This is a genomic window from Streptomyces sp. NBC_01454, assembly GCF_036227565.1.
In the GTDB taxonomy this organism is placed as follows: Bacteria; Actinomycetota; Actinomycetes; order Streptomycetales; family Streptomycetaceae; genus Streptomyces.
This window is the reverse complement of the sequence record NZ_CP109460.1, coordinates 872,740-898,451: the sequence shown is the minus strand read 5'-3', so window position 1 is coordinate 898,451 and position 25,712 is coordinate 872,740. Positions and strand designations below refer to the sequence as shown.

24 protein-coding genes are annotated in these 25,712 nt (G+C 72.2%); 15 read left to right on the top strand and 9 right to left on the bottom strand.

The window, feature by feature from the left end; genetic code table 11:
- Window positions 1–130: 130 nt before the first annotated feature.
- From OIU81_RS03820 to OIU81_RS03810, 3 genes are all read right to left on the bottom strand, one after another.
- On the bottom strand, window positions 131–2,983 hold the full coding sequence (locus OIU81_RS03820; protein WP_329143811.1) for a SpoIIE family protein phosphatase: 2,853 nt from the start codon (window positions 2,981–2,983) through the stop codon (window positions 131–133).
- A 151-nt stretch (window positions 2,984–3,134) separates the two neighbouring features.
- A complete protein-coding gene (locus OIU81_RS03815; RefSeq protein WP_329143809.1) occupies window positions 3,135–4,103 on the bottom strand; it encodes a cyclase family protein in 969 nt (322 codons plus the stop codon).
- 39 nt (window positions 4,104–4,142) lie between these two features.
- Window positions 4,143–6,158 (bottom strand): SpoIIE family protein phosphatase, encoded by a 2,016-nt coding sequence (locus OIU81_RS03810; protein WP_329154872.1) that lies wholly within the window; start codon window positions 6,156–6,158, stop codon window positions 4,143–4,145.
- A 665-nt stretch (window positions 6,159–6,823) separates the two neighbouring features.
- On the opposite strand from OIU81_RS03810, the gene OIU81_RS03805 reads away from it, so the two are divergent.
- The 6 genes from OIU81_RS03805 (at window position 6,824) to OIU81_RS03780 (ending at window position 12,001) form a co-directional block, all read left to right on the top strand.
- Entirely contained in the window at window positions 6,824–7,081 is a 258-nt protein-coding gene (locus OIU81_RS03805) for a hypothetical protein (protein ID WP_329143807.1), read from the top strand.
- On the top strand, window positions 7,078–7,677 hold the full coding sequence (locus OIU81_RS03800) for a hypothetical protein (protein WP_329143805.1): 600 nt from the start codon (window positions 7,078–7,080) through the stop codon (window positions 7,675–7,677). Before OIU81_RS03805 ends, OIU81_RS03800 begins: the two co-directional genes overlap by 4 nt.
- Window positions 7,678–7,785: 108 nt before the next feature.
- Window positions 7,786–8,541 (top strand): alpha/beta fold hydrolase, encoded by a 756-nt coding sequence (locus tag OIU81_RS03795; RefSeq protein ID WP_329143803.1) that lies wholly within the window; start codon window positions 7,786–7,788, stop codon window positions 8,539–8,541.
- Window positions 8,542–9,010: 469 nt separating this feature from the next.
- Window positions 9,011–9,472 (top strand): universal stress protein, encoded by a 462-nt coding sequence (locus OIU81_RS03790; RefSeq protein ID WP_329143801.1) that lies wholly within the window; start codon window positions 9,011–9,013, stop codon window positions 9,470–9,472.
- 99 nt (window positions 9,473–9,571) lie between these two features.
- A complete protein-coding gene (locus tag OIU81_RS03785; protein ID WP_329143799.1) occupies window positions 9,572–10,312 on the top strand; it encodes an MgtC/SapB family protein in 741 nt (246 codons plus the stop codon).
- 141 nt (window positions 10,313–10,453) lie between these two features.
- Window positions 10,454–12,001, top strand: a complete 1,548-nt coding sequence (locus OIU81_RS03780) for a hypothetical protein (RefSeq protein WP_329143797.1) — start codon at window positions 10,454–10,456, stop codon at window positions 11,999–12,001.
- A 60-nt stretch (window positions 12,002–12,061) separates the two neighbouring features.
- Here OIU81_RS03780 and OIU81_RS03775 read toward each other — a convergent pair whose 3' ends face one another.
- Window positions 12,062–12,697: a DNA polymerase ligase N-terminal domain-containing protein gene (locus OIU81_RS03775; protein WP_329154871.1), complete on the bottom strand. Its 636-nt coding sequence runs from the start codon at window positions 12,695–12,697 to the stop codon at window positions 12,062–12,064.
- 502 nt (window positions 12,698–13,199) lie between these two features.
- On the opposite strand from OIU81_RS03775, the gene OIU81_RS03770 reads away from it, so the two are divergent.
- Both OIU81_RS03770 and OIU81_RS03765 read left to right on the top strand, forming a co-directional pair.
- The gene (locus OIU81_RS03770) at window positions 13,200–13,697 is read left to right on the top strand and encodes a hypothetical protein (protein WP_329143794.1); all 498 of its coding nucleotides are present in this window, start codon (window positions 13,200–13,202) and stop codon (window positions 13,695–13,697) included.
- Window positions 13,698–13,797: 100 nt separating this feature from the next.
- Entirely contained in the window at window positions 13,798–14,295 is a 498-nt protein-coding gene (locus OIU81_RS03765; protein ID WP_329143792.1) for a hypothetical protein, read from the top strand.
- 48 nt (window positions 14,296–14,343) lie between these two features.
- Here the strand turns inward: OIU81_RS03765 and OIU81_RS03760 are convergent, their stop codons facing one another.
- The 3 genes from OIU81_RS03760 to OIU81_RS03750 are packed head-to-tail and all read right to left on the bottom strand — an operon-like array spanning window position 14,344 to window position 16,723.
- Window positions 14,344–14,859 (bottom strand): amidohydrolase family protein, encoded by a 516-nt coding sequence (locus OIU81_RS03760; protein WP_329143790.1) that lies wholly within the window; start codon window positions 14,857–14,859, stop codon window positions 14,344–14,346.
- Window positions 14,860–14,870: 11 nt separating this feature from the next.
- Window positions 14,871–15,767 (bottom strand): serine hydrolase, encoded by an 897-nt coding sequence (locus OIU81_RS03755; RefSeq protein WP_329143788.1) that lies wholly within the window; start codon window positions 15,765–15,767, stop codon window positions 14,871–14,873.
- A complete protein-coding gene (locus tag OIU81_RS03750; RefSeq protein ID WP_329143785.1) occupies window positions 15,764–16,723 on the bottom strand; it encodes a LysR family transcriptional regulator in 960 nt (319 codons plus the stop codon). Before OIU81_RS03750 ends, OIU81_RS03755 begins: the two co-directional genes overlap by 4 nt.
- A 239-nt stretch (window positions 16,724–16,962) precedes the next feature.
- Here OIU81_RS03750 and OIU81_RS03745 point away from each other — a divergent pair, with 239 nt between their 5' ends.
- Both OIU81_RS03745 and bla read left to right on the top strand, forming a co-directional pair.
- Window positions 16,963–18,417, top strand: a complete 1,455-nt coding sequence (locus OIU81_RS03745) for a penicillin-binding transpeptidase domain-containing protein (protein ID WP_329143783.1) — start codon at window positions 16,963–16,965, stop codon at window positions 18,415–18,417.
- Window positions 18,418–18,557: 140 nt separating this feature from the next.
- Window positions 18,558–19,481, top strand: coding sequence for a class A beta-lactamase (gene bla, locus OIU81_RS03740; RefSeq protein WP_329143781.1), 924 nt, complete (start codon window positions 18,558–18,560; stop codon window positions 19,479–19,481).
- A 78-nt stretch (window positions 19,482–19,559) separates the two neighbouring features.
- On the opposite strand, the gene OIU81_RS03735 is transcribed toward bla, so the two are convergent.
- Window positions 19,560–20,156, bottom strand: coding sequence for a DUF2867 domain-containing protein (locus OIU81_RS03735; protein ID WP_329143779.1), 597 nt, complete (start codon window positions 20,154–20,156; stop codon window positions 19,560–19,562).
- A gap of 113 nt (window positions 20,157–20,269) precedes the next feature.
- On the opposite strand from OIU81_RS03735, the gene OIU81_RS03730 reads away from it, so the two are divergent.
- The 5 genes from OIU81_RS03730 (at window position 20,270) to OIU81_RS03710 (ending at window position 24,769) form a co-directional block, all read left to right on the top strand.
- A complete protein-coding gene (locus OIU81_RS03730) occupies window positions 20,270–21,121 on the top strand; it encodes a dienelactone hydrolase family protein (RefSeq protein WP_329143778.1) in 852 nt (283 codons plus the stop codon).
- 95 nt (window positions 21,122–21,216) lie between these two features.
- Window positions 21,217–21,858 carry a TMEM175 family protein gene (locus OIU81_RS03725; RefSeq protein ID WP_329143776.1) on the top strand — a complete coding sequence of 214 codons (642 nt, stop codon included), beginning with the start codon at window positions 21,217–21,219 and terminating at the stop codon, window positions 21,856–21,858.
- 147 nt (window positions 21,859–22,005) lie between these two features.
- Window positions 22,006–23,421 (top strand): alpha/beta hydrolase family protein, encoded by a 1,416-nt coding sequence (locus OIU81_RS03720; protein ID WP_329143774.1) that lies wholly within the window; start codon window positions 22,006–22,008, stop codon window positions 23,419–23,421.
- 59 nt (window positions 23,422–23,480) lie between these two features.
- A complete protein-coding gene (locus OIU81_RS03715; RefSeq protein WP_329143772.1) occupies window positions 23,481–23,717 on the top strand; it encodes a hypothetical protein in 237 nt (78 codons plus the stop codon).
- Between the two features lie 290 nt (window positions 23,718–24,007).
- Complete coding sequence (locus OIU81_RS03710; protein WP_329143770.1) at window positions 24,008–24,769, top strand: PIG-L family deacetylase; 762 nt, start codon at window positions 24,008–24,010, stop codon at window positions 24,767–24,769.
- A 61-nt stretch (window positions 24,770–24,830) separates the two neighbouring features.
- On the opposite strand, the gene OIU81_RS03705 is transcribed toward OIU81_RS03710, so the two are convergent.
- Window positions 24,831–25,475, bottom strand: coding sequence for a helix-turn-helix transcriptional regulator (locus tag OIU81_RS03705; protein ID WP_329143769.1), 645 nt, complete (start codon window positions 25,473–25,475; stop codon window positions 24,831–24,833).
- Window positions 25,476–25,712: the final 237 nt, after the last annotated feature.

The following is a 25,712-nucleotide window of genomic DNA, read 5'->3' as shown; positions in this document are numbered from 1 at the left end:
GGCCGCGCCGCGGGGTGTTCCGCGGCGGTGCGGGCGGCGCACGGGGCGGTTCCGTGGTGCGCCCTTCATGCCGTTATGTGCACGTTCCGTCATGGTACGGCCCGCTGTGGTGTTGCTGCCGCAGGGGCCGCTAGAGGGCGGGGATGTCGTCGAAAAGGCTCTCGGCGGCGTCGGACTTTCCGCCGGGGGGCTCCAGCGCGCACTCGGCCCAGATGACCTTGCCGCCGACGGTGTAGCGGGTGCCCCACGCCTGGGCGAGCTGGGCGACGAGGAACAGCCCGCGGCCGCCCTCGTCGGTGCTGGCCGCATGGCGCAGATGTGGAGCGGTGCTGCTGGCGTCGGAGACCTCGCAGATCAGCGTGCGGTCGTGGAGCAGCCGGACCTGGATTGGGGCGGTGCCGTAGCGGATGGCATTGGTGACCAGCTCGCTGAGCAGGAGTTCGGTGGCGAAGACGGCCTCCTCCAGTCCCCATGCGGCCAGTTGGCGGGTCACGGCGGCACGGATGCCGGAGACCAGCGACGGGTCGGCGGGCAGGTCCCAGGTGGCGATCCGCCGGGGGTCCAGGGCGTGGGTGCGGGCGACGAGCAGGGCGATGTCGTCGTCGGGGTGCGGCGGCACCACGGTCCGGACCACCGCCTCACAGGTGTCCTCGGGGGAACGGGCCGGGTGGGACAGGGCCCGGCGCAGCCGGTCGAGGGCCGTGTCGACATCGCGGTGGCGGTCGGTGAGGAGCCCGTCGGTGTAGAGGACGAGCGAAGAGCCTTCGGGGAGCGGGAAGGCGGCGGTCTCGAAGGGCAGCCCGCCCAGGCCCAGCGGCGGGCCGGCGGGCAGGTCGGGGAACGTGACGGCGCCGTCGGGGCGGACCAGCGCGGGCGGGGGGTGGCCGGACCGGGCCATCACGCACACCTGCGAGGTGGGGTCGTAAATGGCGTACAGGCAGGTGGCGCCGATGATGCCGGGGCTGTCGGCGGCGGGGTCCTCGGTGCCCTCGTCCCGGTCGAGGCGCCCCACGAGATTGTCGAGCTGGGTGAGGACTTCGTCGGGGGGCAGGTCGAGTTCGGCGAAGTTGCGCGCGGCGGTGCGCAGCCGGCCCATGGTGGCGGCGGCGTGCAGCCCGTGGCCGACGACGTCCCCGACGACGAGGGCGACGCGGGTGCCCGAAAGGGGGATCACGTCGAACCAGTCGCCGCCGACCCCGGATTCGGCCGGCAGGTAGCGGTGGGCGACCTCGACGGCGCTCTGCTCGGGGAAGCGCTGCGGCAGCAGGCTGTGCTGCAGGGCGAGGACCATGGTGTGTTCGCGGGTGAAGCGGCGGGCGTTGTCGATGCAGATGGCGGCGCGGGTGGCGAGCTCCTGGGCCAGCGAACGGTCGTCGTCGCCGAACGGGGCGGGGTCCTGCGAGCGGTAGAAGCTGGCGATGCCCAGCGCGATGCCGCGGGCGAGGAGCGGGACGGCGATCAGGGAGTGGATGCCGTGAGCGAGGATGTGCCGGGCGTGCGCGGCGTCCTGGGCGATCCAGTCCGTGGCGGCCGTCAGATCGGGTTCGAGGACGGACTGACGGCTGGTCAGGCAACGGACCTGAGGCGTCGTCGGCCGGAGGGCGACCGGTTCACCGGCCGGGTAGAAGGGGCAGTCCGCGTGAATGCCGTGGACGACCGTGCGGTGCAGACCGGTCCGCAGGTCGGTCGGCTCCTCGCCGCGCAGCACCGCTTCGGGGAGGTCGATGGTGACGTAGTCGGCCAGCCGCGGGACGGCCATCTCGGCGAGCTCCCGGGCAGTGCGGCTCACGTCCAGGGTGGTGCCGATCCGGGTGCTGGCCTCGGAGAGCAGCTCCAGCCGACGCCGGGCCGCCACGGCGTAGGAGCCCACCCCCGGCTCACCGATCAGCACCACCGGGCCGGCCGCACCGCCGGGGGCCGGTCCGGCGGCGCCGGCCCGGCCCGGCGGGCGGGCCGTCGCGACCGGCCGGCCGGCTGCGGCGTCGTCACCGTGTCCGGGCGGCGGACGGGTGAGGGCGAGGGTCTGCGGCGCCGGGCCGCCGGGCGGGGCGCCCACGCCGGTGAGGACGGCGAGGTGCTCATGCGGTGCGGGCAGGACCGCCTCGATGACGACGCCGTCCACCCCGGCGGGGCTGGTCACCGGGCGGCTCAGCAGGGTGACCCGCCGGCCGCCGGGGAGCAGGACCTCGACGGCGGCGCGCTGGGCCGCGGCGATCAGATCGGCGGCCCGCTCCTTGAGCATCATCTCGTCACGCCAGTCCAGCCCGGTCCCGGCCGGCTCGCCGGGCCGGCCGTTGCCCGTCGTGTCGTCGGCCGCCGCGCGGTGTCTGACATCCAAGTATGCCTGCAGCAGGGCCTGTTCGCGCATTGAACTCTGTGCGAGCAGTCGTCGTTCGATGGCGCCAGCCGCCCGGCTGATCACGGTGTTCAGGCCCGCGTCCGCGTCGGTGGGCGGATAGCCGAAGCACAGCACGCCTTCGATGCGTCCGCTGAGCGGGTCCCGGACGGGAATGGCCGCACAGGCGTTGGTCTGTGAGCGTTCGGCGAAGTGCTCGGCGCCGTAGACAGTGATCAGCTGCCGTTCCGCCAGCGCCAGCCCGATGCCGTTGGTCCCGGCGAACTGCTCGGCGAACACGAAGCCCGGCACGCTCTGGATCGCGGCCAGCTGCCTGACCAGCGAGGCCTCGCCGAAGCGGCGTTGCAGCACCGCCCCGTGTCCGTCGGCAAGGCACACATTCATGTTCCTGCCCGCGAACCTGGCCTGGAGCCGGTCCAGCACCGGCCCGGCGGCACGGACCAGCCGGCCGTCCAGATCGATGTCCTGGCGGAAGGGGAGCTCGCAGCCCTCCGGGGTGAGCCCCAGGGAACGCGAACGCTGCCAGGAATCCAGGATCGGGCCGCGTACCTCCCCCTCGACCCGGCCGCCGTGCAGGAACTGCTCACGGGCGCGTGCGGGGCCGAGGTCGTCTGCCACGAGCCCCATCCCGATCACCTGCCAGATCGATACGTGCCGCCATGGCCACCCGTACGCCGGAGCAGCGGTACCACCGACCCAATTGTAGAGCTTTGTACAGTTATCGGTCACGAGTGCGAGAGGGGGGGAGGGGCCCAGGGGGCGGAGGTCATCGCGGCCGTCACAGCACCGCGAGGGGTGTGACGGGCGAGCCCGTGCCGCCCGGGATGTGCAGCGGAGCCACCACGAAGAGGAACGCGTATCGGCCCTCCGCGGCGCCGGCGGCGGAGAGCGCTTCGAGGTCGAGGTTGTCCAGGAGCGGCACTCCCATCGCGGCGAGGGCGAGCGCGTGCACCGGCGAGTGCAGGCCGTCGACGGGCGAGGGCCGCACATCGCTGTCGCCGTCGCCGCCGAGCAGCGCGATACCGCGCTCGGCCAGCAGCGGCATGGCGTCCACATGCAGCCCCGCGCTCGCCGTGCCGGGGTCCCAGGCGCCCTCCTCCCGGCGGCGGCGCAGGCTGCCGGACCGCAGCAACACCGCGTCACCCTCACCGAGGGTCACCCCGAGTGCCCGCTCGGCGGACGTCAGGTCCTCGGCGTGCACCGCCCGTCCCGGTGCCAGCCACCGGCACCCCAGAACGGCGGGCAGGTCGAGCAGCACGCCCCGGGTCACCAGGGCACCCAGCGCCGACACCGCACCGAAGCGGGCCCCCGCCGCGTCGACGCACTCCCGCGCCGTGCGGCCGTCATAGAGCTGCCCGCGATAGGCCACGTGGGACAGCGCGTCCAGATGGCTGACGGCCTTGCCGTGGTAGTCGACGGCGATGAAGTCCTTGAAGGTGGAGGGCTCGCCGGCCTCCAGGTCGCCGAGGTCGGACATGTAGTGCAAGGCGGGCCGGCTGTTGTCCGGGCCGGGGGAGGTGTCCCACGGGCGCGCCATCGGGATGACCGTTCCGGAGCGGACGAGGGCGGTGGCCCGACGCACCAGCTCCGGGGTCACCCGGCTCCAGGCGCCGCGGTCGGCGGGGGACCAGCGGCCCCACGCACGGACCGCCGCGAACAGCGCGTCGAACTCCGCGCGCGAGACGGCGGGCCCGTTGTCCGCACCGCCGGGCGGGGGCGTCGGCGCATCGCTGGGGTGGCGGGTCATCTGATCGGCGCTCCAAGAGGGACGGGCCGCTCGACGGCGCTACGAGCCGGGGCCGAAGGGCTGGACGCGGGCGATGAGCAGGGCCACGTCATCGGGATCGTCCGGCCGCCGGAGCGCGGCCAGCAGCCGGTCGCAGGTCTCCTCCAGGGAGCGGTCGGGCGCGTCCAGCAGGCGGCGCAGGGTTTCGAGGCGCTCGTCGATGGGGTGGTGGCGGGTCTCGACCAGCCCGTCGGTGTACAGGACCAACTGGTCGCCGGGGGCGAGGCCGAAGGTGACGGTCTCGAAGGGGACGCCGCCGACACCGAGCGGGGTGCCGGTGGGCAGGTCGAGGAGCACGGGGTGGCCGCCACGGCGTACCAGGACCGGCGGCAGATGACCGGCGGTGGCGATGTGGCATTCGGCGCGGTGGGGATCGTAGACCGCGTGGACGCAGGTGGCGATGTAGTGCTCCAGCCCCGAGGTGATCTTGTCGAGGTGCTGGAGGACCTCGGCCGGGTCGAGATCGAGATCGGAGAAGGCACTGGTGGCGGTGCGCAGCCGGCCCATCGTGGCGGCTGCGTCGATACCGCTGCCCATCACGTCACCCACCACGAGCGCCGTCTTGTCGCCCTCCAGCGGGAGGACGTCGTACCAGTCGCCGCCGATCTCGTAGGTGGCCTGCGCGGGCCGGTACCGGGAGGCGATCTGCAGACCGGGAAGGTGCGGCGGATGGTCGGGGAGCAGGCTGCGCTGGAGGGTCTCGGCGGCGTTGCGCACGCTCTGGTGCGAGCGGGCGTTGTCGATGCACACCGCGGCGCGGGAGGCCAGCTCGGCGGCGAGGGCGAGGTCGTCCGCGTCGAAGGGCTGCGGGTTGCCGGCGCGGCTGAGCCCCAGGCAGCCGAGGATGTGGCCGCGGGCGATGAGCGGGGCCAGCAGGTAGGAGTGCACTCCGGCGCCGGCCAGCAAGGTCGCGGCGTGGTCGTCGCGGGCGATGCGCGCCAGGTCGTCGCGGTTCGCGTGGGGGACCAGGATCGGGCGGCCGGTGCGCACACACTGGGTGGCCAGCCGGCCGGCCTCGTAGGCGGCGGTCTGGCCGGGCGGGTCGACCGCCTGGAGGGCCTCGGTGGGGTAGGCGGCCTTCACGGCGAGGGCGCGGAAGAGCGCGGGGCCCTCGCCACGGCTGGGGCGGTGTTCCCCCAGTACGGAGTCGAGCACATCGACCGTGCCCAGGTCGGCGAGCTCGGGAACGGTGACCTCGGCCAGCTCCCGGGCGGTCTGCTCCACCTCCAGGGTGGTGCCGATGCGCGCCGAGCCGTCCGCGATCAGGGCCAGGCGCCGCCGGGCCTCGGCGGCCTCCATGGCCGACTGATAGCGGTCGGTCACATCCACCACCAGGTCGGCCACCCCGAGCACGCGCCCCTGGGGGTCCTCCAGCCGGTACAACGAGATCGACCAGGCGTGCTTGTGCTCCGGGTCGGAGGGTGTGCGGCCGACGACGGTGGCCTCGTCGACCATGGGGACCCCGGTCTCCAGGACCTGCTGCATCGCGGCCTCGGGCACCTCGAACTTCGCGGCGGTCATGATCTCGCGGTAGTGCCGGCCGAGGTGGTCCTTCGCGGGGATGCCGTGCATCCGCTCCATGGCGGGGTTGACGGCCACATAGCGCAGCTCGGTGTCGAGAATCGCCAGCCCGATGGGGGACTGGGAGATCAGCCGGGTGGACAGCGCGACATCGCGCTCCACCTCGCGAAGTGTCGGGGAGTCGGTGGCGAGCCCGAGTGCGTAGAACTCGCCGTGGTCGTCCGTCAGCCGCATGGTGCGCAGCTCCACCAGCCGTGCGGCGCCGTCCTTGTGCCGGACGGGGAAGGTGCCGCCCCAGCTCCTGCCGGTCTCCATGACGTCGGCGAACTTCTTGATCACCAGGTCCCAGTGCTCCGGGTGGATGAGCAGCGGCGCCGCGTACTCCCCGAGCGCCTCCTCGGGGGAGTAGCCGTACAGCTCCTCGGCCTGCGGGCTCCACAGCACGATCCGCCCCTCGCCGTCCACCAGCACCGCGGCGACGGCGAGGAGGTCCATCAGCCCGCTCGGCTGCGACGACCCGCCCTCCGGTCCACCGACGTCAGCGGGAGGCACCTCGGCTGCGCTCACCCCGGCACTCCTTCCGTCTGCCGGACCACGGGGCCCTTCCCGTCCACCGGACCACGGGGCCTTCGTGTCTGCCGGACCACGGGCCCTTCCTCGCTCCGTTCGGTGGCCGGTCCGCGTGTCCGGCTCGTGGCCGGCCCCTGCCCGGTGGCTGCCCCGGCCTCCATGGTCCCCTGGATCGCCCGACCGCACCTCCGTCCGGCCGGGACCAGCGCTTTCGACCCCCGGCGAGTGCCCCGGCCGGCGCCCGGCCGCGACGCGAGGCTTTCCCCGCCGAAAATGCCGCACGATTTCCGGCTGTGCCCCGCGATGCCGCCGGAAATCAAGTTCCTGAACCCTCGGACGCGAAGCCCGGAAAACCCTCGGCGAGCTATCGGCCGGGCGGTAAATGAAAGGCAAATGGTTAATTGGGCAATCTTTGGGCCCGTGGAAACTCCGCCGAGGGGAACCCATGGTCAGACGCCTACTTGTGGTGCCTAGCCTCCCTGTGGGCCTCGGCCCGCGGGACGCCCGGGTGCGTCACCTCAACGGGCGTGCGGATGGATACCGACACGCCTGGAGGCATTTCACGTAACACCCAACGGGGAGGGTCCTTCATGTCGGGATTTCAGGCGCCATCACAGGACGAATTTCATCAGTACGCCGGTCTGACGGCCAAGCAGGGTGGCCATCTCAGCGCCATACAGAGCTACGGCGGCCACCACTGCCACAAGGACGACGACCTGGACGGCCTCCTGCTGCCCCTGCGGCTGCTCGTGCCGGCGACCGCGGAGTTCTTCTCCGGCAAGCTCGCCCAGTGTCACCGGGGCATGGGACGGCCGAACGCCGGGCGGGCCGGGGGCGGTCGGCTGTGATCGAGTCACTCCAGTCCTTCACCGTGAGCGTCGAGTACGCCCGCGCCCACACCACCTTCCTGGTACGGACGGACGGGCAGCGGGAGCCGGTGGCGCGGATGCACAGGGAGGTGCACTACGAGGGCCTGCGCCCCTACACCGTCACCGCCGGACCGGGCCTGACGGAGTGTGCCGGCCAGGTCGACGAGTGGAAGGCGTGGCTGCCCGACCGCACCCTGCTGGGGACCGTCGAGCGCAGCCGCCGCACGAACGGCGCGGACCGCTGGACGTTCGCCCAGCACGACCTGGGGGAACTGGCCGGCGCACCGGCGGGCGCCGGCAGCCGGCTGCGCCACGCCTCACCCTTGCGGATGGCCTTCGACGCCGCGCAGGTCAACAACGTCCTCTCGCACCGCCTGCGGTTCCGCTCGAACGGGTCCGAGGGCTTCGAGCTCTCCCGCCCCACCGGCATCCGTTCCGCCTACGAGGTCACGGTGCACGACCCCCGGGTCAGCCGTCTCCTGGTGCTCTCCTGCGTCGCGCACTTCAACCGGTATGTCGCGTCCGACCCGCGCAAGAACCTCGTCGACCTGGTCTCCAACCCCCTCAAGGAGTAAGCGTGACGGTCGTTCTGACGGCCGGTGAGCCCTCGATGCCACAATCAAGGCAGATGCCCCATACGGTGTATCTGCCGTATCCGGCCGCTGAGGGAGAGGCGCTGAGCCATGGCGACATTCGTCCTCGTGCACGGAGCGATGCACGGTGGCTGGGCCTGGCGTGAGGTGCGTGCGAGACTCCACCGGGCGGGGCACCACGTGTTCACCCCGACCCTCACCGGGCAGGGAGAGCGCCGCCGGTCGCTCACCCCTGACGTCGGAGTCGAGACGCACCTCGCCGATCTCACGGAGCTGCTCTGGTTCGAGGACCTGCGCGAGGTGCATCTCGTGCTGCACAGCTACTCCGGGATCCTCGCCGGCCCACTGGCGCAGCGGGCCGGTGACCGGCTGGCCGGTGTGGTGTTCCTCGGCAGCTTCCTCGCCGGCCCCGGCCAGTCGCTGCTGGACGTCGAACCCGCCGCGACCGCCGCCCGCTATCGCCGGGAGGTGGCCGCCGGGGACGGCTGGCGGCTCCCGGCGAGCCCGGCCTTCCTCGACCTGTGGGGTGTCACCGACCCCGGCCTGCGGGCATGGGCCGGGCCGCGCCTGACCGACTTCCCCTTCCGCTGCCAGACGGACCGGGTCGCCTACGACCCCGGGGCCCTCGACCGGATCCGCAAGGTCTATGTGCGGCACACCGATCCGCCCCTGGCGAGCCTGACGCGCTTCCACGAGCAGGCGCTGGCCGCCGGCTGGGAGACGTACGACCTGCACTGCGGCCACGACATGATGCTCGCCGCACCGGAGGCCACGGCGGACGTTCTGGTGCGCATCGCCGAGGACCGGCCGTCCGGACCCCGCAGTGCCGAGCGGTCGGCCACGTAGGGGCGAAGCCCTCGGGGGAGGGGCTCGGGGGAGGTGCGAGAGCCCGCGGGGACGGGTCGAAGTACCCCAGGGAGGGGTACATGGTCCTGCTCCGCGACCGGGACCGGTCGCCCCCAGGTCAGGCCGATCGGACGTGGTCCTGGACGGCTGGGTGCGTTCTACTGAAAGTGACGAGGAGCACAGCGGCGGCGCGGAGCAGCGGCGAGACCGTGCACCGCGCAGCCGGGGCCCGCGAGGAAGCGGGCAGCCCTCCTCGCCACGTTCAGGCCGTCGTTTCTCGGCGTGAGGGTGCACCGCGCTCCGTCCCCGATGGGGCCGGCGCGCGGCGCCCTCCGGCTCCGGTGCACATGGCTCACCGCCCCTGTGCGCCGACACCGCGGCACGTCCGAGGAGGGGAGAGAGACAGCACGGCCGACACACCGGCGATGCCAGGAGAACCGTCCGGGCACGCCCTGATGCGGAGGTGACCATGAACAGCAGGACCGAAGGGAACGAGTGCATCGTCGTCGGGGTCGACGGCTCGGAATCGTCCAAGGAAGCCCTGCACTGGGCGGTACGCCAGGCGGAGCGGGGACACGCCACGGTCAATGCGGTGATGGCCTGGGAGTACCCGCTGATGTACGGCTCGATCGGCTGGATCGATGCACCCCAGCACCTCGCGACCGACATGAAGGTATGGGCGGGGGAGACGCTGGACGGTGCCGTCAGCGAGGTCGCGAGCGCGTATGACGCCCCGCCGGTCGCCGCCACGGTGGCGTACGGCACGCCGTCCGGAGTGCTCCAAGAGGCGGCGCGGGGCGCGTCGTTGCTGGTGGTGGGCAGCCGGCGGCGCGGAGTCCTCGGCGGGCTCCGCAGCTCCCTGAGTCGGCGCTTCGCCCGGCACGCACCGTGTCCGGTCGTCGTCGTGAGCAAGGAGAGCCGGCGCGGGTGAGGGAGCGGCAGGTGGCCGCCGCGTGCCCCGCCGTCGGCAACCACTGCCCACGGACCGCGGGGTTCCGGATCCGTGGACGGCGGAGCGATAATCGCCGATATGTCTTTCTCGTACCTCTCCGCCGCGTTGTTCGACGTCGATGGTGGGCAGGGGCTGCGCCAATTCACCGAGCTGGCCCTGGCCCTGCTGCTGTCCTCACTGATCGGTCTGGAACGCCAGGCCCGGCAGCAGAGCGCAGGACTGCGGACCCATACGCTCGTGGGGGTGGGCAGCGCGCTGTTCATGGAGGTGTCGATCCATGGCTTCGGATCGGTGCTGGGCACGGACGGTGTGGTGCTCGACCCGTCCCGGGTGGCCGCGCAGGTCGTCTCGGGCATCGGCTTCATCGGCGGCGGCCTGATCTTCGTCAGAAAGGACGCGGTCCGGGGCCTGACGACGGCCGCGACCGTCTGGCTGACCTGTGCCATCGGCATGGCCTGCGGAGGCGGACTGCCGTTGTTGGCGATCGGCGCGACGGCCGTGCACTTCCTGGTCATCCGCGGCTTCTCCAAGATCACGGCGTTGACCTCCCCGCGACCGTCCTTCGCCCGCGTCGAACTGCGCATCAGCTACCTCTCGCGGCACGGAGTGCTCGGGCGGCTGCTGGAGACATGTACCGGCAGCGGTTTCCGGGTCACCAACGTCCAGGTGACGGCCGGCACGGACGCGGACGGCGCCCCGGCCGAGGTAACGCTCCGCCTGGAGGGACCGTCCTCCCCTTACCTGCTGGTCGAGAAGGTGTCCGAGCTGACGGGGGTGCAGGGGGTGGCGCTGGGGCGGCAGGGCGACAGCCCGGAATGAGCGTGCCCGCCGCCGGGGTGCCCCATGGGCGACTCCCGGGAGCGGGCGTCAACTACGGCTACTGGAGCGGAAGTTCCTCCCACGCCCTGCTCGCCGGCCGCCGCGAGGGCCGCTGTCAGTGGGTGCGCCTACAGTGCTCGCATGGCCCCTGAAACACCGCCGGAGAACGTCCCGCGCACACCCCCGGACCACTCCCCACGGCAGCTGCTGGAGAAGTGGATCGGCGATCTGCCGTATCAACTGCTGCTCCTGGAGAAGGTGCTCCTCCCCGAGGACTTCCCTTTCGACTTCACCCCCGAGTCGCTGCACGCTCTGGAGGCATGCCTGCTGGAGCACGACGACGCCGTCCAGGACCCCGCGAAGCGGACGGAGTGCGTGGACGGTGCGACGGCCTATCTCGGCGAGGTCCTGCTCGCCACCGCGGGCGGCGCCTGGGCCTGGCACACCCGGCCGATTGGCGACCGCCCCGGGCAGCCGGTCGTCCGGCCGGACCCGGAGCTGGAACTCTCGCCCGTCGCACCGATGCTCCTGATCTCGTACGCCCTGCGCGTCCGCACCGGGACCGCGTTCGCCGAGGAGATCGAGCGCCTGCGGCAGGCCGTGACGGCGCGCCGGCACACGGCCGCGGAGTGGGAGCCGGTCAAGGAGCACACCCCGCACGTGGACCCCGGCGCACCGCTTCCGGAGCATCCGGCGCTGACGGCGTGGCTGGCCGAGCGGGAGGAGGCGCTCCCCGACTGGGCCCAGGACGCGTTCGACGGAGCGTGGCGGTGGAATTTCCACCCGGACACGCTGGACCGGCTGGAAGCCGTGGTGCGGCGGCGGTTCGCCACCGTGGAGGACTTCGACGCCGCGCGGGACGAGCCGTTCGTGCAGGGCGCCTGCTGGTATATGGGCGAGGTGATCCGGCGGAACAAGGGGGCGGTGTGGCAGTACCTCCCCTTCGATCCGGACGCCGGGCCGGGGCGTCCGGGGTCGCGGGAGAGCGCGTGGACCGGGGTGCCGTTCGTGGATCAGCCGGACAAGCGGCTCGGGGGCGCGGCGGTTCCCCTGGGGTGCCTGCGTGAGCTGTACCTCCAGGAAGCGGCGGACGGAGCGCCGACGGCACGGGAGGAGAGGCTGCGGGACGTGCTGATCTGGTTCCGTTCGTCCTCGTACGCACACGTGGGGGCACTCCTCCAGCGGATGGGCATGGTCTCCCGGCAGAAGGCCGACCGGGTCCTCGCGGAGTACGCCGACTTCGCGCACGTGCAGCTGCCGCCCCACGAAGTACCCGACGCCCTCCAGGCGTTCGGTGTGGCGATATCCGCCCACGGCGACGACGTCGACGATCTGGAGGAGAGTTACGCGTCCCTTCTGACGGAGGCCGCGGCGCTCACCGACGGCGCGGTCACCTTCACCGGCGTCCGACTGCGGGCGGACGAGGAGCACGGCGAGGTCCTGGAGTTCGCCCGCAACGGCGTCCTGGTGACCCAGCCGATGGAGCACCAATCGGACGACTACCTCGACCACCTGGCGATCATGGAGTTCATCGACCACGCCGATCCCGACCCCGGTGACGACGGACGCCGGTTCCACCAGGTCCAGTTCGTGCGCCTCAAAGACAGCAACTACGACAGCTACTTCGCTTTCGTCACGCCCGAGCAGGCGGCCGTACTGCACAAGGAACTCGGCCTGGAGATGCGCTGAACGCAGCGGACCGGCGCGCCGGCCACCACCGCGGCGACGGGGACTGTGGACGCCCGGCCGTCAGGGCTCCGCGCTCTCCGCGCTCTCGGCGCTCTCCTCGGCGGCCACCCGCTTGAGGGTGCGCCCGCTGCGGACCGACCGGGCCCGCCAGGGGTCGGGGGTGCCGCCGCGCCCGGACCGTTCGTCCCGCTCCTTCACCAGCAGCCAGGCCTCCCGTTCCCCGGAGTCCTTGCCGCCGCGGAACCGGGTGAGGGCGTAGCCGCCGCGGAGCTTGCGGCCGTCCAGCCAGAAGGAGGCGTGGCCGTCCTCCAGAGACTGGGCGAACGAGAGGGTGCGGCCCTTCTTCTGCCGGAGCAGCGGCCGGTAGGTGCCCTGGTCCCAGACGATGACGGTGCCCCCGCCGTATTCGCCCTGCGGGATGACGCCCTCGAAGGTGCGGTACTCCAGCGGATGGTCCTCCGTCGGCATCGCGAGCCGTTTGTCGTGGGGGTCGGCGGACGGGCCCTTGGGGACGGACCAGGATTTCAGCACCCCGTCGACCTCCAGCCGGAAGTCGAAGTGCAGGGTGCTCGCCTCGTGGATCTGTACGACGAAGCAGGGGGCGTCGCCGGCGGCCGCCCGCTCGCCCCGCGGCTCGGCCGTGCGGTCGAAGTGCCGTTTGCCGTGGTACGTCGTCAGTCCGTCGTCGCCGCCCATGCGACCGCCCGCCTTTCGTTCGATGGCCACCCTTCTCACTGTGGCCCGCGACGGGCGCGGCCGCATACGCACCGGCCCCACCCGGCGAGCCCTGCCGCGCCACCACTGGACTCGCTCCGGTGACAGCCGCTGCCACCCGTAGGCGTACGGGAGATCGTTCGCTGGGTGCACCAAGAAGCCACGAGGATCAGCCAACAGGCTGATGGCAGCCTCCTGCGGCACTCCTAGTGTCGTTTTCACGCCACCGACCGGCGCCTCGTCCGCAGCGGGGACCTGGCCGGTACCGGTGCCGACGCGCCCCCGGTGGCCGCCCGAATGCCCTTCCGGGAACGGGCAACTGACGGACGCACAGAGCCACGGTGTCCGACCGCCTGCCCAGGCCGGCCGGTCGTCCACACCGCAGGAGGAACACCCCCGTGGACCAAGCAAGAAGTCCCGCCTGCCCCCACCGCCACCCCCCTTCCGGACGGCATCTCGGCAGCGAGCCCCGCGAAGGGGTGCCATGTTCGTCTCGATGCTGATGGCTCTCGTGGTGGTGGCGGCGCTGTTGTCGGTGCCGGTCCTCTGCGCCCTGCTGGTCGCCAAGGTGTTCCGCGTGGTGGTGACCGGGCGGCTGTTCCGCAGGCGGCGGGGCGGGGCCTGGGCCGAGGGCGCCGGGTGGTTCCTGGGCGGTGCGGTCCTCGTCTACGGGCTGGGCATGGCGGCCGTGGTCAGCCACGACGCCCCCGACTGGTGCCCCGTGCAGAGGGCGGCGGACGCCCCCGACCCGTCCGCCAGGTATCCGCATCCCCGGCTGGAGAGCAGCTTGTTCCCTCTGGTCTCCCGGTGTGTGTCGGACCTCCGTCCCCGGATCGACTTGGTGCCCGCGGTGATCAACCCTGCCGTCGTGCTGTGTCTGGCCGGCGCCGTGGTCTGCGCTGCCGTGGCCGCCTGCGTCGCGGGCTCCGACCGCCGCCGGCGGTCGGAGCGGTTGCCGGCCACGGCGGGGGAGCCCGGATGACGGCCGGACGGCGGGCGGCCGCGTGCGGCGGCCCCCGCCGGGAGGGAGGGCCGTGACGGGGCAGGCCGGAGTGAAGACCGCAGGAAAGCGGGGAGAGAGTATGCGGTTGTGGACGGCGCAGCACCGTGACGTCGTCGGGGTGCTGGAACGGACCGGGCGGCTGGTCGGTGACTGGGATCTTGTGCCCTCGTCATGGCGCCCGGCCTACCGGGTGATGGCCGCCGAGATGGGGCGCCGGGGGATCGACTGCGCGGGCCGGCCACCGGTGTGGGCGTGGCCCGAACCGGACACCCGGGACAGCCGGGTGGCGCTGACCGCCCGGCTGCTGCTCAGCGACCTGCAGTTCGCCGCGGGCGTCGTCGTCCTGGATCTGGAGGTGCGGGACGCCTATGTGCTGCGCAGCTCGTACTCCGCCTGGAACGAGCTGTTGTGCGGGTTCCTCGACGGGGCGCGGGCACCGGCCATGGACTGGGCCATCGCGCCGGAGGAGGAGAACGACCCGGACCAGGTCCGCGTGCAGGCGTGTCTACCGCTGCTGCACCGCTCCTGGGTGCGCGGCATCCGTCCGATCGAGCCGCTGTGGCCCCTCGACGAATGAACCGGCGGCGCGCACCGGCCGCGCGCCGGAACCGCGGTCCGCAGGCCGTCATCCCGGCCGGCCGCGCCGGGGTGTCCACCGCAACAGCCGGGCCGCGTTGCCGCCGAGGAGCGCCCGGCAGGCCTGCGCGTCGAGGTGGGCGGTGATCCAGTCCAGGCAGGCGCGGTAGCTGCGCCCCTGTTCGTGGCGGGTCCAGGGCCGGTCGCTGCCCCACAGCAGCCACGCCGTGCCGACCTCGTCGGCCAGGCGGGCGAGCGTGCCCGCGGCCGCACCGCGCGGGGATCGGTACGGCGCGCTGACCTTGACCCAGACATGGTCGCGGGCGGCCGGCGCGCGCACGGCCCGGTCGGCTTCCGCACCCGCCCCCGGCAGCCCCGGGTGATCGATGACCACATCCGACGGCCGGTCGCGGAGCGCGGGCACCAGCGACCGCCACTGCTCCGCCCGCGCCCGCACCTCCAAGTGCTGTGCAAGGGTGGCGAGTTGAGTGGCCACCGCGCGCCACACCGGCGCGGTCAGGTCGGGCGGCCGCCGCCCGATGAGATGGAGGCGTGCCCCGGCCACCGGGACGCGCCCTACGTACTCGGGCGGCGCGCGGTGCCCGGTGCCCGGAGGGCGTCGACGGCGATGCGGGCGGCGGTGCCGATCACCGCGTCGGCCGCGGGGAGGGTGGCGGCGGTGTTGGCGGCCCGGGTGAAGACGGCGACCGCGTAGCGCCCGCCATCGGGGTATTCGACGACGCCGACCTCGTTGCGCAGGGTGGGGAGGCTGCCCGTCTTGCCCGCGACGTGCACATCGTCGAACGGGAAGCCGGAGGCGAGGCGGTGCGGCCAGACCTGGAGGCCGAGGAGCCGGCGGATGGCCGCGCCGTGGTCGGGGGTGCCGGCCTCGTCCCGCCAGATGCGGGCCAGCAGCCGGGTCATGTCCCGCGGGGTGCTGCGGTTGGTGCGGGCGGGGTCGAGCGCGGTGAGCCGGGTGAGGGTGTGCGGATCGCTCAGCGCCCGGGGGCCGCCGGGCCCGGCGTCCTTCTTGAGGGTGTCGAGGAGCTGACGGAAGGTGTGGATGGCCAGGGTGTGGGACAGGCCGAGCTGTGTGGTGGTGCGGTTGACGGCGTCGAGGCCGACGCGTTCCAGGAGGAGATCGGCGGCGATGTTGTCGCTGACGCTCATCATCAGATAGGCGGCATCGCGCAGGGACATCCGCACGGGATCGAGCATGGCACCCAGCCCCGTGAGCCCGAAGGTGCGGCCGGTGGGCGGCACCTCGATCTGCTCGGTGAGGTCGAAGTCGCCCTGTGCGGCGCGTTGGTGGAGGGCGACGAGCAGACAGAGCTTGTGGACGCTGGCCGTGACCACCGGACGGTCGGGGTGCAGGCCGACCTCGGCGCCGGTGTCGATGTCGCAGGCGTGCAGCCAGCCCGTGACGGCCGCGTCCGCGAAGGCGGTTCGGATCTGCTGCTGGGTGCGGGTCATAGCCAGTACTCCGCTGTGGGGCGTAGGTGGAGAGGGGGCAGGGGCTGGTCCGGGCCCACTGTGCCAGTGCCCCCCAGGGCCCGGGCGACCGCTTCGGCGAAGGCGTCGACGGCCGCGTCACGCTGCCCCTGGCGCCAGGCGACCGAGTGCCGCCAGGCCAGCGGGGCGCCGGCCAGATGACGCCAGATGAGCTGCGGGTGCGGCGGCGCGGGCTGGGTGTCCCAGGGACTGAAGGAGACGGCCTGCGAGGAGAGGATCAGGCCGCGGATGAAGCTGGGGCTCCGGCCGTGGCGGACGGCGGGCGGGGTGTAGCCGTTGCGGGCGCAGGTGGTCAGCAGCTCGTCGTGCAGCGCGGGGGCGTCGCCGCGCGGAAAGAGGACCAGGTCATGGCCGGCCAGGGCGGCCAGCGGCACGTCGGTCAGCCGGGCGGCGGGGTGGTCGTGCCGCAGGAGGACGCCGAGTTCGCGCCGCAGCAGCGGGCCGATCTCCAGCCCGGACACATCGCAGGGATGGTGGACGAGCCCCACGTCGAGACGCCCTGCCCCGAAGCGTTCGAGCTGCTGGGCGGTGGTCAGCTCGTGCAGCTCCAGCTCCGTGCCGGCCTGACGCTCACCGAAGTCCGCCAGGAGCGCGGCGATGGTCTCGCCGGAGACGTCGGGCGGGAGTGCGGCGCGCAGCAGTCCGCTCTCCCCGTCGCGAATCCGCCGCGCGGTGGCCAGGAGCGTGTCGGAGCGGCTGAGGATCTCGCGGGCCTCCGACAGCAACAAAGTGCCGCCGTGGGTGATCGTCACCTGCCGGCTGGAGCGCTCGAAGAGCCGGATGCCCAGTTCGCGCTCCAGGCGCTGAATGCGCTGCGACAGCGGCGGCTGGCCCATGCCCAGGCGGGCTGCCGCCCGGCCGAAATGTGACTCTTCAGCAACAGCCACAAAGCAGCGGAGATGCCCGAGGAGGTCCATGAGCAGCAAGAATATCAAAAGCGAATGAATATGTGCATGATCTGCATCTTGGACATGAACGGCTCTTCGGTGCTGTCCTCGGGTACATGTCCGCATCTTCCGATTCGCCCCGGCGCGGGGACCCCGCCACGGCGCAGCCCTCGCCGCCCCGGCGGCCGTGGCCCCGGCGCAGACGTGGCGCGCGACGGCAGCGGCCCGCAGCCCGGCGCCGGCCCACGGCGGTCAAGCCGCGCGCCGGCATGAACAAGCCCCTGCGCCGGGTCGCGGTCTGCTTCCTGGTCCTGGTCCTCGCCGTGATGGGGAGAGCCACCTGGATCCAGTTCTTCCAGGCGGACACCTACGCGTCCGACCCGCACAACCCGCGCGTGGCCATCGCCCGCTACGCCCAGCCGCTGGGCAACATCCTCGTCGACGGCACCCCGGTGACCGGCTCCGCGAAGACCGGCGGGAATCTGGCGTACAAACGCACCTACACCGACGGGCCGCTCTACGCACCGGTCACCGGGTTCTCCTCCCAGATCTACGGGAGCACCCAACTGGAGGGCGTGTACAGCAAGGTCCTGGACGGCAGCGACCCCCGCCTGGCCCGGCCCGCGGACACCCTCATGAAGAAGCAGCCCAAGGCGGGGGACGTCAGCACCACCGTCGACGCCCGGGTGCAGAAGGCCGGATACGCCGCGCTGAAGGGGAAGTCCGGCGCCGCGGTGGCCCTCGACCCCGACACCGGCAAGGTGCTCTCGATGGTCTCGACCCCCTCCTACGACCCCGGGTCCTTCGCCGGCTCGGCCCCCGCCGACCAGGCCGCCTGGAACAAGCTGGCCAAGGACACGAACAAGCCCCACGTCAACCGCGCCATGCGGCAGTCCCTGGCCCCCGGCTCCCCGTTCAAGCTCGTCGTCGCCGCCGCGGCCCTGACCGACGCGCCCGGCACCTACCCCGACATCGACACCCGCACGGACGCGGACAGCCCCTACCCGCTGCCCGGCACCAGCATCTCGCTGCCGAACGAGGACCCCTCGGCCCCGTGCAAGGACGCCACCCTGCGCGTGGCTCTCCAGTACTCCTGCAACAACGTCTTCGGGAAGGTCGCCAACACCGTCGGCCAGGACAAGATCCAGCAGATGGCGGAGAAGTTCGGCTTCAACACCGACAAGCTGGACATCCCCGTGCGCGCCGCGAAGAGCGTCTATCCGACCGGCATGGACCGGGCCGGCGAAGCCATGTCGGGCATCGGGCAGTACGACGACCTGGCCACCCCGCTGCAGATGGCCATGGTCGCCGCCGCCATCGCCAACGACGGGACCCTGATGAAGCCGATGATGGTCGACAAGCTGACCGACGGCAGCGGCAACAGCATCCAGGACTTCCGGCCCACGCAGTACAGCAAGCCTGTCACCCCCACCGTCGCCCGCTCGCTCCAGTCCGCCATGCAAACCGTCGTCAACTCCGGAACGGGCACCGGCGCGCAGATCCCGGGGCTCACGGTCGGCGCGAAGACGGGCACCGCACAAAACGGCGTGAACAACAGCGGCACCCCCTATGCCTGGTTCGTCTCCTGGGCGAAGAACGCCGAGGGCCACAAGGTCGCCGTCGCCTCCATCGTCCAGCAGGCCGACGCGGCGCGCGCGGAGGTCTCCGGCAGCAGCCTGGCCGGCCCCGTCGCCACCGCGATGATGAAGGCGGCGCTCCAGTGACGGGCCACCGGTGGAGGTGCCGGGGTCCACCGGCGCTCCCCGGAAGAGTCCGCCGGCGCCGCACCGTTCTGCGGGAAGCACCGGCCGGCCACCCCGTTCAGGCAGGTTTGTGAACCGAAGTACTTTGATTTCAGGAGGACATGACTGTGCAGGCCACAGGATCGAACACCTCTCGGCGCACCGTGCTCGCACTGGGGGCCGGAGCCGTACTGGCCGTCGCCACGCCCCTGGGCGCCGGTGCCCAGGCGGCGACTCCGCGGACGGACCAGCTCTCGCGCCGCCTGGCGGACCTCGAACGGCGGCACTCCGCCCGCCTGGGGGTGTTCGCCCACGACACCGACACCGGCCGCAGCGTGCTCTACCGCGCCGACGAACGCTTCCCCCTGTGCTCACTGTTCAAGACGCTCGCCGCCGCGGCCGTCCTGCGGGACCTCGATCACCACGGTGAGTTCCTGGCCAAGCGCCTGCGGTACACCGCGAAGGACGTCAGCGACGCGGGCTACACACCGATCACCGGCAAGCCCGAGAACCTCGCGCACGGCATGACGGTCGCGGCCCTGTGCTCCGCCGCCGTCTCCTACAGCGACAACGCGGCCGGCAACCTCCTGCTCCGTGAACTGGGAGGACCGCATGCGATCACCCGGTTCTGCCGCTCGACCGGCGACCGGACCACCCGGCTCGACCGCTACGAGCCCGACCTGAACTCGGCCGAACCGTCCCGCGTCACCGACACCACCAGCCCCCGTGCCATCGGGCAGACCTATCAGCGCCTCACCCTCGGCACCGCGCTGGCCCCCAACGACCGCAAGCGGCTCACCGAGTGGATGCTGGCCACCACCACCGGCGGTGAGAAATTCCGGGCCGGCCTGCCGTCCGACTGGACCGTCGCGGACAAGACGGCGGGCGGGAAGTACGGCACCAACCACGATGCGGGCCTCGCCTGGCCGCCCGGCCGTTCACCGGTCCTCATGGCCGTCCTGACGACGAAACGTGCGCCCGACGCGGCCGCCGACAACCCCCTGATCGCCCAAACGGCCGCGCTGCTGGCCTCGGCACTGACCTGATCCCGGGAGGGCGCACCTCCGCCAACACCCGCCCGTCGAAGCGCTGTTGGCGGGGGAGGTGCCCTCCACCGGCTCCGGTCAGCCCGCGCTCCTCTCGCCTGTGCCGGTCCGCCACGTCCGTCCGATGTCGCGCAGCAGCGCCTGGTACAGCCCCAGGTACCGGAAGGGCTTGATGCCTGCCATGTAGACGCGGCCGAACAGCCCGTTCGGCTTCACCAGGACGGCCATCTGGCCGCGATGGCCACCGGCGCCGTCCGGCACCCACCCGATGTGCCGCACCGCGTGCACGGTCCGGTTGGCGATCTCGGACACCCACTCGTCGTGCGTCTGGTAGACGGAGACGAACGCGGATCCGCTCAGGTCGGGACCCTGCGGACCCTCGCGGAGGTCGGCCGGCAAGCGGTCCCGTAGCGTCCGCACCCGGGCGCCGAGTCCGGCGTCGGAGGTGTCCCAGCCGAACAGCGTCCCGAGCTTCCGGCGGAGGGCGAAGAGCAGGCGCGGTACGGGGGAGGAGGCATGCCCCCCGTCACCGGCCGCCAACTGGCGTACCAGCCGCGGGAGATCGTCGGGGCCGCCCGGTGTCGGCAGCGCCCACACATCCTCGACACGGAAGTCGCCGGCGATCTCGTGAATCCGCCAGGGACGGGAGGTGTGCGCAGTTCTGGGGAGTCTCATGAGCAACGGGCCTCTTTCTATACGATGCCGTATAGATCAAGTCTAGCCTCATCCATACGGCGCCGTATGGATGAGGCCGGCCTCCCCACAGCCGACCAGGACGGTGGCACTCCATGGCAGATCACGACCTGACCGGATTCGACCGCGGCACCTTCACCCATGACGGCACCACCCGCCGCATCCTGCGCCGCGGCACGGGACCCGCCGTGATCGTGATGGCGGAGATACCGGGGATCACCCCCAAGGTGCTGGAGTTCGCGGAGCGTGTGGCCGCCGTCGGCTGCACCGCGGTCCTCCCGGTGCTCTTCGGCACGCCCGGCCGCGATGCCGACCCCGCAGCCCACGGCCGGCTGAACTCCGCGCTCTACACGGCCTCGTCGCTGTGGCAGGTGTGCGTCAGCCGGGAGTTCACCGTGCTGGCCACCGGGCGGACCTCCCCCGTGGTGACCTGGCTGCGGGCCCTGGCCGCGCACGAGCACCAGCGCTGCGGGGGTCCCGGCGTCGGGGCCGTCGGCATGTGTCTGACCGGCGGCTTCGCCCTGGCCATGGCGGCCGACGACCGCCTGCTCGCCCCCGTCCTGTCCCAGCCGTCCCTGCCGCTGGCCCTCACCAAGCGGCGGGCCGCCGTCATCGACATCTCCGCCGAAGACCTCGCCGCCGTCCGGGGCCGCTGCGAGCGGGAGGGGCTTCAGGTCATGGGACTGCGGTTCCGCGGCGACCGGTTGGTGCCGGGCGACCGCTTCGCCTTTCTGCGCCGCGCACTCGGTGCGGCGTTCACCGCCGTCGAACTGGACGACTCCGCCGCCCACCCCGGTGCCGTCCTGCCACCGCACTCCGTGCTGACCGAGCACCTCATCGACGCACCCGGCCAGCCGACCCGCGCGGCGCTGGACGAGGTGCTCGACCTCCTCCGCACCCGCCTGCTCAACCGGCACCACGACACGGCAACGGCGAAGAACGCCTGACGGGGAGGCCGTCACCCTCGTGGGCAACGGGCGGGCCGCTCAACACGTACAAGGGGCCAATCGGAATATTCCGGGGCAGGTGATCCTGGAGTGGCGTGGTGAACGAGGTCCGGAGAGTACGGGACGACGAGGAGGGCGCGGCCCGCCTCCTCGCGTGGTCCGACGGCGTGTTCGCCATCGCGATGACGCTGCTGGCGCTGGACATCAGCCTCCCCGACGGGCTGGACTCCGCCGGTTTCGCGCACGCGCTGAGGGATGTGATGCCCAAGGTGTGGGCGTACGCCCTCAGCCTGCTGGTCATCGCGGCGTTCTGGCGGGGCCAGTACCAGCTCTTCCACTCCGTGCGGGACGTGGACGGGACGGTCATCAGACTCGTGCTGCTGAGCCTGGGGTTGGTCGCACTGATGCCGTTCCCCACCACCCTGCTGGCCGAGTACCCGGACCTGCCGCAGTCCGTGGCCATCTACTCCGGCGCCGTCGCGGCCATGGGAGCCGTGCAGCTCGCCCTGGCCGTGGTGCTGTGGAAACGCCCCTGGCTGGGGACCGCGCCACTGCCCGACGCCCTCGCCCGCAACGATGTGGCCGACCTCGCCTCGACGGTGCTGGTCTTCGCCGCCGCCGTACCGCTCGCCTTCGTCTCGCCCACGGGCGCGAAGTGGTGGTGGCTGGTGCTGGTCCCGGTCAGAACGGTGACCGGCAAGCGGGGCAAGCACCTGCGCGAGGCCGCCCAGCGTTAACAACGCTCGTGATCAATACACCTAGGCGCTGCACCGCGAAGTCCGCCCTGTGCACCCTGCCGCCCTGCACGGCGGGACGTGCCGATCGGGGGAACGGCGGGTGTCGGAGCGAGGGGCCCGGGGCCGCGGCTCGTACGTTCGGGCGGTATGACCTACGCATCGGGTGACCCCTTGTCAGGCCCCACCCGCCGCCGCACGCTTGCCGGGCTCATCGGTGGGGCGGGGGCCGTGCTGGCCACCGGGTGCACCGCGTCCGGCACCTCGCCCGCGCCAGAGCCCAGTCCCACGAGCCGGGCGTGGGCCTCGGCGGCGATGGGCAACCCCACGCCCGGTGTGATGACGCTCTTCAAGGACCCCGGCTTCAACTTCAACGGGCTCCTCGCGCTCGGCTCGGCCGGGTACGGCGCCGGCGAGGTGGGCGAGGTGCTCACCGCCGTGAACACGATCAACAAGGCCGGCCTCTCCGCGCAGACCTACACCGAGACCTTCAAGAACCTCGGCGATCAGCTGAGCGCACCGCCCGCCAACGGCAAGCCCGGGACGCAGACCACACGGTTCCGTGCGCTGCGGGCCGCCCAGTATTACGCCCAGGCCCTGTTCTTCGTCCTCGGCTCCGACACCCCCGGCAGCGAGGAACAGCTGTACCGGGCGGGGCGCGACGCCTGGGACACGTTCTGCCGGCTGTGCGACCCGGCACCGGTCACCGCCCATGTCCCGTACGGCGGGCGGACCCCGCTGCCCGTCTGGTTCTTCCGCCCGGACCACTCCGGCAAGCGCCGCCCCACCGTGATCCTCACGAACGGCAGCGACGGGCAGAACGTCGACATGTGGACCTACGGCGTCCCGGCCGCCCTCCAGCGCGGCTGGAACGCCCTGGTCTACGACGGGCCCGGCCAGGGCCAGCTGCTCTTCGTCAACCAGGTGGTGTTCACACCCCGCTGGGAGACCGTCGTCACCCCGCTCGTCGACTGGCTCTCCGCCCGCTCGGACGTGGACACCGGCAAGATCGCCCTGACCGGCCTGAGCATGGCCGGGGATCTGGCGCCCCGGGCCGCGGCCTTCGAGACCCGGATCGCCGCGCTGGTGGCGATGCCCGGCGTGCTCTCGCCCTGGCTGGGCTTTCCCGCGGAGATCCGGAAGATCCTCACCCCGGACAAGGAGAAGACCAACGCCATCTGGAACAAGGAAGTTGTCCCCGAGCTGCCGCAGCCCGCGGCCGCGACGATGCGGAAGCGCATCGAGCCCTTCTCCGTCCCGGCGATGCTCGCGGCCCGCCAGGGCAAGATGTTCACCGACTTCTACACCCCCGCCACCCTCATCAAGTCGCTGGACATCACCGACGTCGTGAGCCGGATCAAGATGCCCACCCTGGTCCTCGACTACGACGACGAACAGTTCTATCCGGGCCAGCCACGCCAGATGTACGACAAACTCACGGCCCCCAAGGACTACGTAAAGCTCACCGCCGCCACCGGCGCCCAACTCCACTGCTCCCCGATGGCCCCACAGCACCACTGCGAGGTCGTCTTCGACTGGCTCCAGGAGAAACTGCCGGCGGGGTGACTGCGGGGAGGGCTGCCGGCCGGGGGAGGGGGCGGCCGTGGGAAGGGGGCGCCGCGACGGTGGACGGGTTCATCGCCTCCCCCGACTCCGAGCACACGATGTTCGTCGAGGGGGAAGACCACGGTGCATGGGTGCTGGCGCAGATGCCGGAGACGGTTCCGACGGCCTACAGGCACCTCGTCCCGGGACTTGCCGAGACCGAGAACCGGAGGTTCGACACCGTGCTGATGGGCCGCGGTACCTCTGCGGCGGTGGCAAGCTCGCCGCCTCGCTCCGGGACGAGATCGATGAGCTGATCGTCAAGATCAACCCCGTCGTGATCGGCTCGGGTGTCCCGCTCTTCGACTCTGCCTACTCGCCGCAGCGCTACCGCATGGTCGCGGGCCAGGTCTTCGACAGCGGCGTCACGATCACGACCTACACCAAGCGTGACTGACACGGTGGTGCACGGTCAGCCCGCGGACCGCAGGAAGAACCCTGCCCCGTAGATGCTCGCGGGGTGGCGCGTGAGGAGGAGTACGCCCTGCTGCCCCGCAGCGCGATACTTCGTGTGAACCGACGTCCACACACTGGAAGGTGACCGCGTATGCGTGTGCCGAGCCTGCTCGCGGTTTTCGCTCACCCGGACGACGAGTCGCTGTCGGCGGGCGGCGTGCTCGCCCGTCACGCGGCCGCGGGCGCCCGCACCGCGGTGGTCACGGCAACCTGGGCCCAGGACACTCCCCGCGCCGCGGAGTTGGCAGAGGCGTTGCGGATCCTCGGGGCCGGCAAGCCGAGGATGCTCGGCTACGGCGACGCCGGCGCTGCGCAGTCGGCCCCGGGCCGGGCGCGGTTCTGCGAGGCGCCGCTCGATGAGACGGTGCGGCGAGTGGTGGCACATGTCCGGGAGTTTCGCCCGGAGATCATGGTCACGCATGATGCCTACGGCGGGCTGACCGGCCATCCGGACCACGTGCACACGCACCGGGTCACCCTGCTCGCCTTCCAGGCGGCCGGGCTGGAGCGGTTCTCCCCGGACGCCGGTGAGCCCTGGCAGCCCAGTGCCCTGTACCTGGCTGCGCACCCCCACTCGGCGATGCGGGTGTGGGGCGGCTACCTGGCATCTACCGGCAGGGCACTGCACAGCGTTCCGGATGAGCGGATCACCGCGACCGTCGACGTCCGCCCCTGGCTGGAGCAGAAGGTCTCCGCCCTGCTGGCTCACCGTACCGAGGTGGCGCGGGGAGCCGCCCCGGGGCTGATCGCGGGTCTCCCGGCGCCCGGCCGGGAGCAGATGCTCTCCACCGAGTGGTACATCCGCCACGACGCCCTCTCCGCGGCGGCAGCACAAGCGGAATTGACGGTCTGAGGCCGAGGGCCCCTCTGGCGGGCACCGAGTCGGGCGCCGCACCCGGGACGCCGAAAGGCCGTCAGATATGGCCCTCCCGCACCGCATAAGCGACAGCGTGGGCGCGGTTGCGCAGTTGGAGGCGGGTGGTCATGCCGTGCAGGACGTTTTTGACGGTGCGTTCGGAGTACGAGAGTTTGCCGGCGATCTCCGCGGTGTCCAGGCCCTCGGCCACCAGCCGGATGACGTCGATCTCGCGCGGGGCCAGCCCGGCCGGCGATTGGGGCCGCTCGTCGGCGCTGCGCCGCAGTTGTCCGACCTGTTGGAGCAGCCGGGCGAGCAGATCCGCGGGCAGGTCGCCCTCGCCTCGGTAGGCGGCCTGTACGGCCTGGTACAGCCGGCGGGGGGTGGCCTCGTGGCGCCAGAGGATCGCTCCGACGCCGCACTCGATGACGGCGAGCAGCTCGGCCTCCCGGATCCGGTCCGCCACCAGCACGACCCGGGTCCGGTCGATCCGGACGAGCTGGCGCAACTGCGGGATCACGGAGTCGTCCCTCGTCGCGGCGACCACTACGGCCACCGCGGCCGGACGGTCGTCTCCGCTCTCCGTCAGCCTCACCCCCCGGTGCCGGCTGAGCTGGCTGGTCACGCCCGCCAGGGAGATCGGGTCCGGTGCGCGGACCACGACGCGTATCAGCGGCTCGGTCTGAACCTCGGTGGTGTGCATATGGGTTTCCTCGTCTTCTGGAGCCCCCGACTCCGGCCGTGCCCGCCCGTCCGTCCGGCGCGCCGCCACGGCCGGGAGTGCGCGAGCTGCCGGCCGGTCCGCCCCCTTTGCCGCGGGCCGGCCGGAGCGAAGATCCCGCGAGGAGAGGGGCGGTGGCGGCCGGGGCGCGGGCGGATACGGGTGCGGATGCGGTGCATGGTGGTGCGTCTCCCCGTGGGGATCGTGTCGGTTGAGCAG

What these genes read in the sequence shown, in the direction of transcription:
- OIU81_RS03820 (WP_329143811.1), bottom strand. Translation starts at nt 2,983, where the DNA reads ATGGGGCTCGTGGCAGACGACCTCGGCCCCGCACGCGCCCGTGAGCAG.
- OIU81_RS03815 (WP_329143809.1), bottom strand. Translation starts at nt 4,103, where the DNA reads ATGACCCGCCACCCCAGCGATGCGCCGACGCCCCCGCCCGGCGGTGCG.
- OIU81_RS03810 (WP_329154872.1), bottom strand. Translation starts at nt 6,158, where the DNA reads ATGGACCTCCTCGCCGTCGCCGCGGTGCTGGTGGACGGCGAGGGGCGG.
- OIU81_RS03805 (WP_329143807.1), top strand. Translation starts at nt 6,824, where the DNA reads ATGTCGGGATTTCAGGCGCCATCACAGGACGAATTTCATCAGTACGCC.
- OIU81_RS03795 (WP_329143803.1), top strand. Translation starts at nt 7,786, where the DNA reads ATGGCGACATTCGTCCTCGTGCACGGAGCGATGCACGGTGGCTGGGCC.
- OIU81_RS03790 (WP_329143801.1), top strand. Translation starts at nt 9,011, where the DNA reads ATGAACAGCAGGACCGAAGGGAACGAGTGCATCGTCGTCGGGGTCGAC.
- OIU81_RS03785 (WP_329143799.1), top strand. Translation starts at nt 9,572, where the DNA reads ATGTCTTTCTCGTACCTCTCCGCCGCGTTGTTCGACGTCGATGGTGGG.
- OIU81_RS03780 (WP_329143797.1), top strand. Translation starts at nt 10,454, where the DNA reads ATGGCCCCTGAAACACCGCCGGAGAACGTCCCGCGCACACCCCCGGAC.
- OIU81_RS03775 (WP_329154871.1), bottom strand. Translation starts at nt 12,697, where the DNA reads ATGGGCGGCGACGACGGACTGACGACGTACCACGGCAAACGGCACTTC.
- OIU81_RS03770 (WP_329143794.1), top strand. Translation starts at nt 13,200, where the DNA reads ATGTTCGTCTCGATGCTGATGGCTCTCGTGGTGGTGGCGGCGCTGTTG.
- OIU81_RS03765 (WP_329143792.1), top strand. Translation starts at nt 13,798, where the DNA reads ATGCGGTTGTGGACGGCGCAGCACCGTGACGTCGTCGGGGTGCTGGAA.
- OIU81_RS03755 (WP_329143788.1), bottom strand. Translation starts at nt 15,767, where the DNA reads ATGACCCGCACCCAGCAGCAGATCCGAACCGCCTTCGCGGACGCGGCC.
- OIU81_RS03750 (WP_329143785.1), bottom strand. Translation starts at nt 16,723, where the DNA reads ATGGACCTCCTCGGGCATCTCCGCTGCTTTGTGGCTGTTGCTGAAGAG.
- OIU81_RS03745 (WP_329143783.1), top strand. Translation starts at nt 16,963, where the DNA reads ATGAACAAGCCCCTGCGCCGGGTCGCGGTCTGCTTCCTGGTCCTGGTC.
- bla (WP_329143781.1), top strand. Translation starts at nt 18,558, where the DNA reads ATGACTGTGCAGGCCACAGGATCGAACACCTCTCGGCGCACCGTGCTC.
- OIU81_RS03735 (WP_329143779.1), bottom strand. Translation starts at nt 20,156, where the DNA reads ATGAGACTCCCCAGAACTGCGCACACCTCCCGTCCCTGGCGGATTCAC.
- OIU81_RS03730 (WP_329143778.1), top strand. Translation starts at nt 20,270, where the DNA reads ATGGCAGATCACGACCTGACCGGATTCGACCGCGGCACCTTCACCCAT.
- OIU81_RS03720 (WP_329143774.1), top strand. Translation starts at nt 22,006, where the DNA reads ATGACCTACGCATCGGGTGACCCCTTGTCAGGCCCCACCCGCCGCCGC.
- OIU81_RS03710 (WP_329143770.1), top strand. Translation starts at nt 24,008, where the DNA reads ATGCGTGTGCCGAGCCTGCTCGCGGTTTTCGCTCACCCGGACGACGAG.
- OIU81_RS03705 (WP_329143769.1), bottom strand. Translation starts at nt 25,475, where the DNA reads ATGCACACCACCGAGGTTCAGACCGAGCCGCTGATACGCGTCGTGGTC.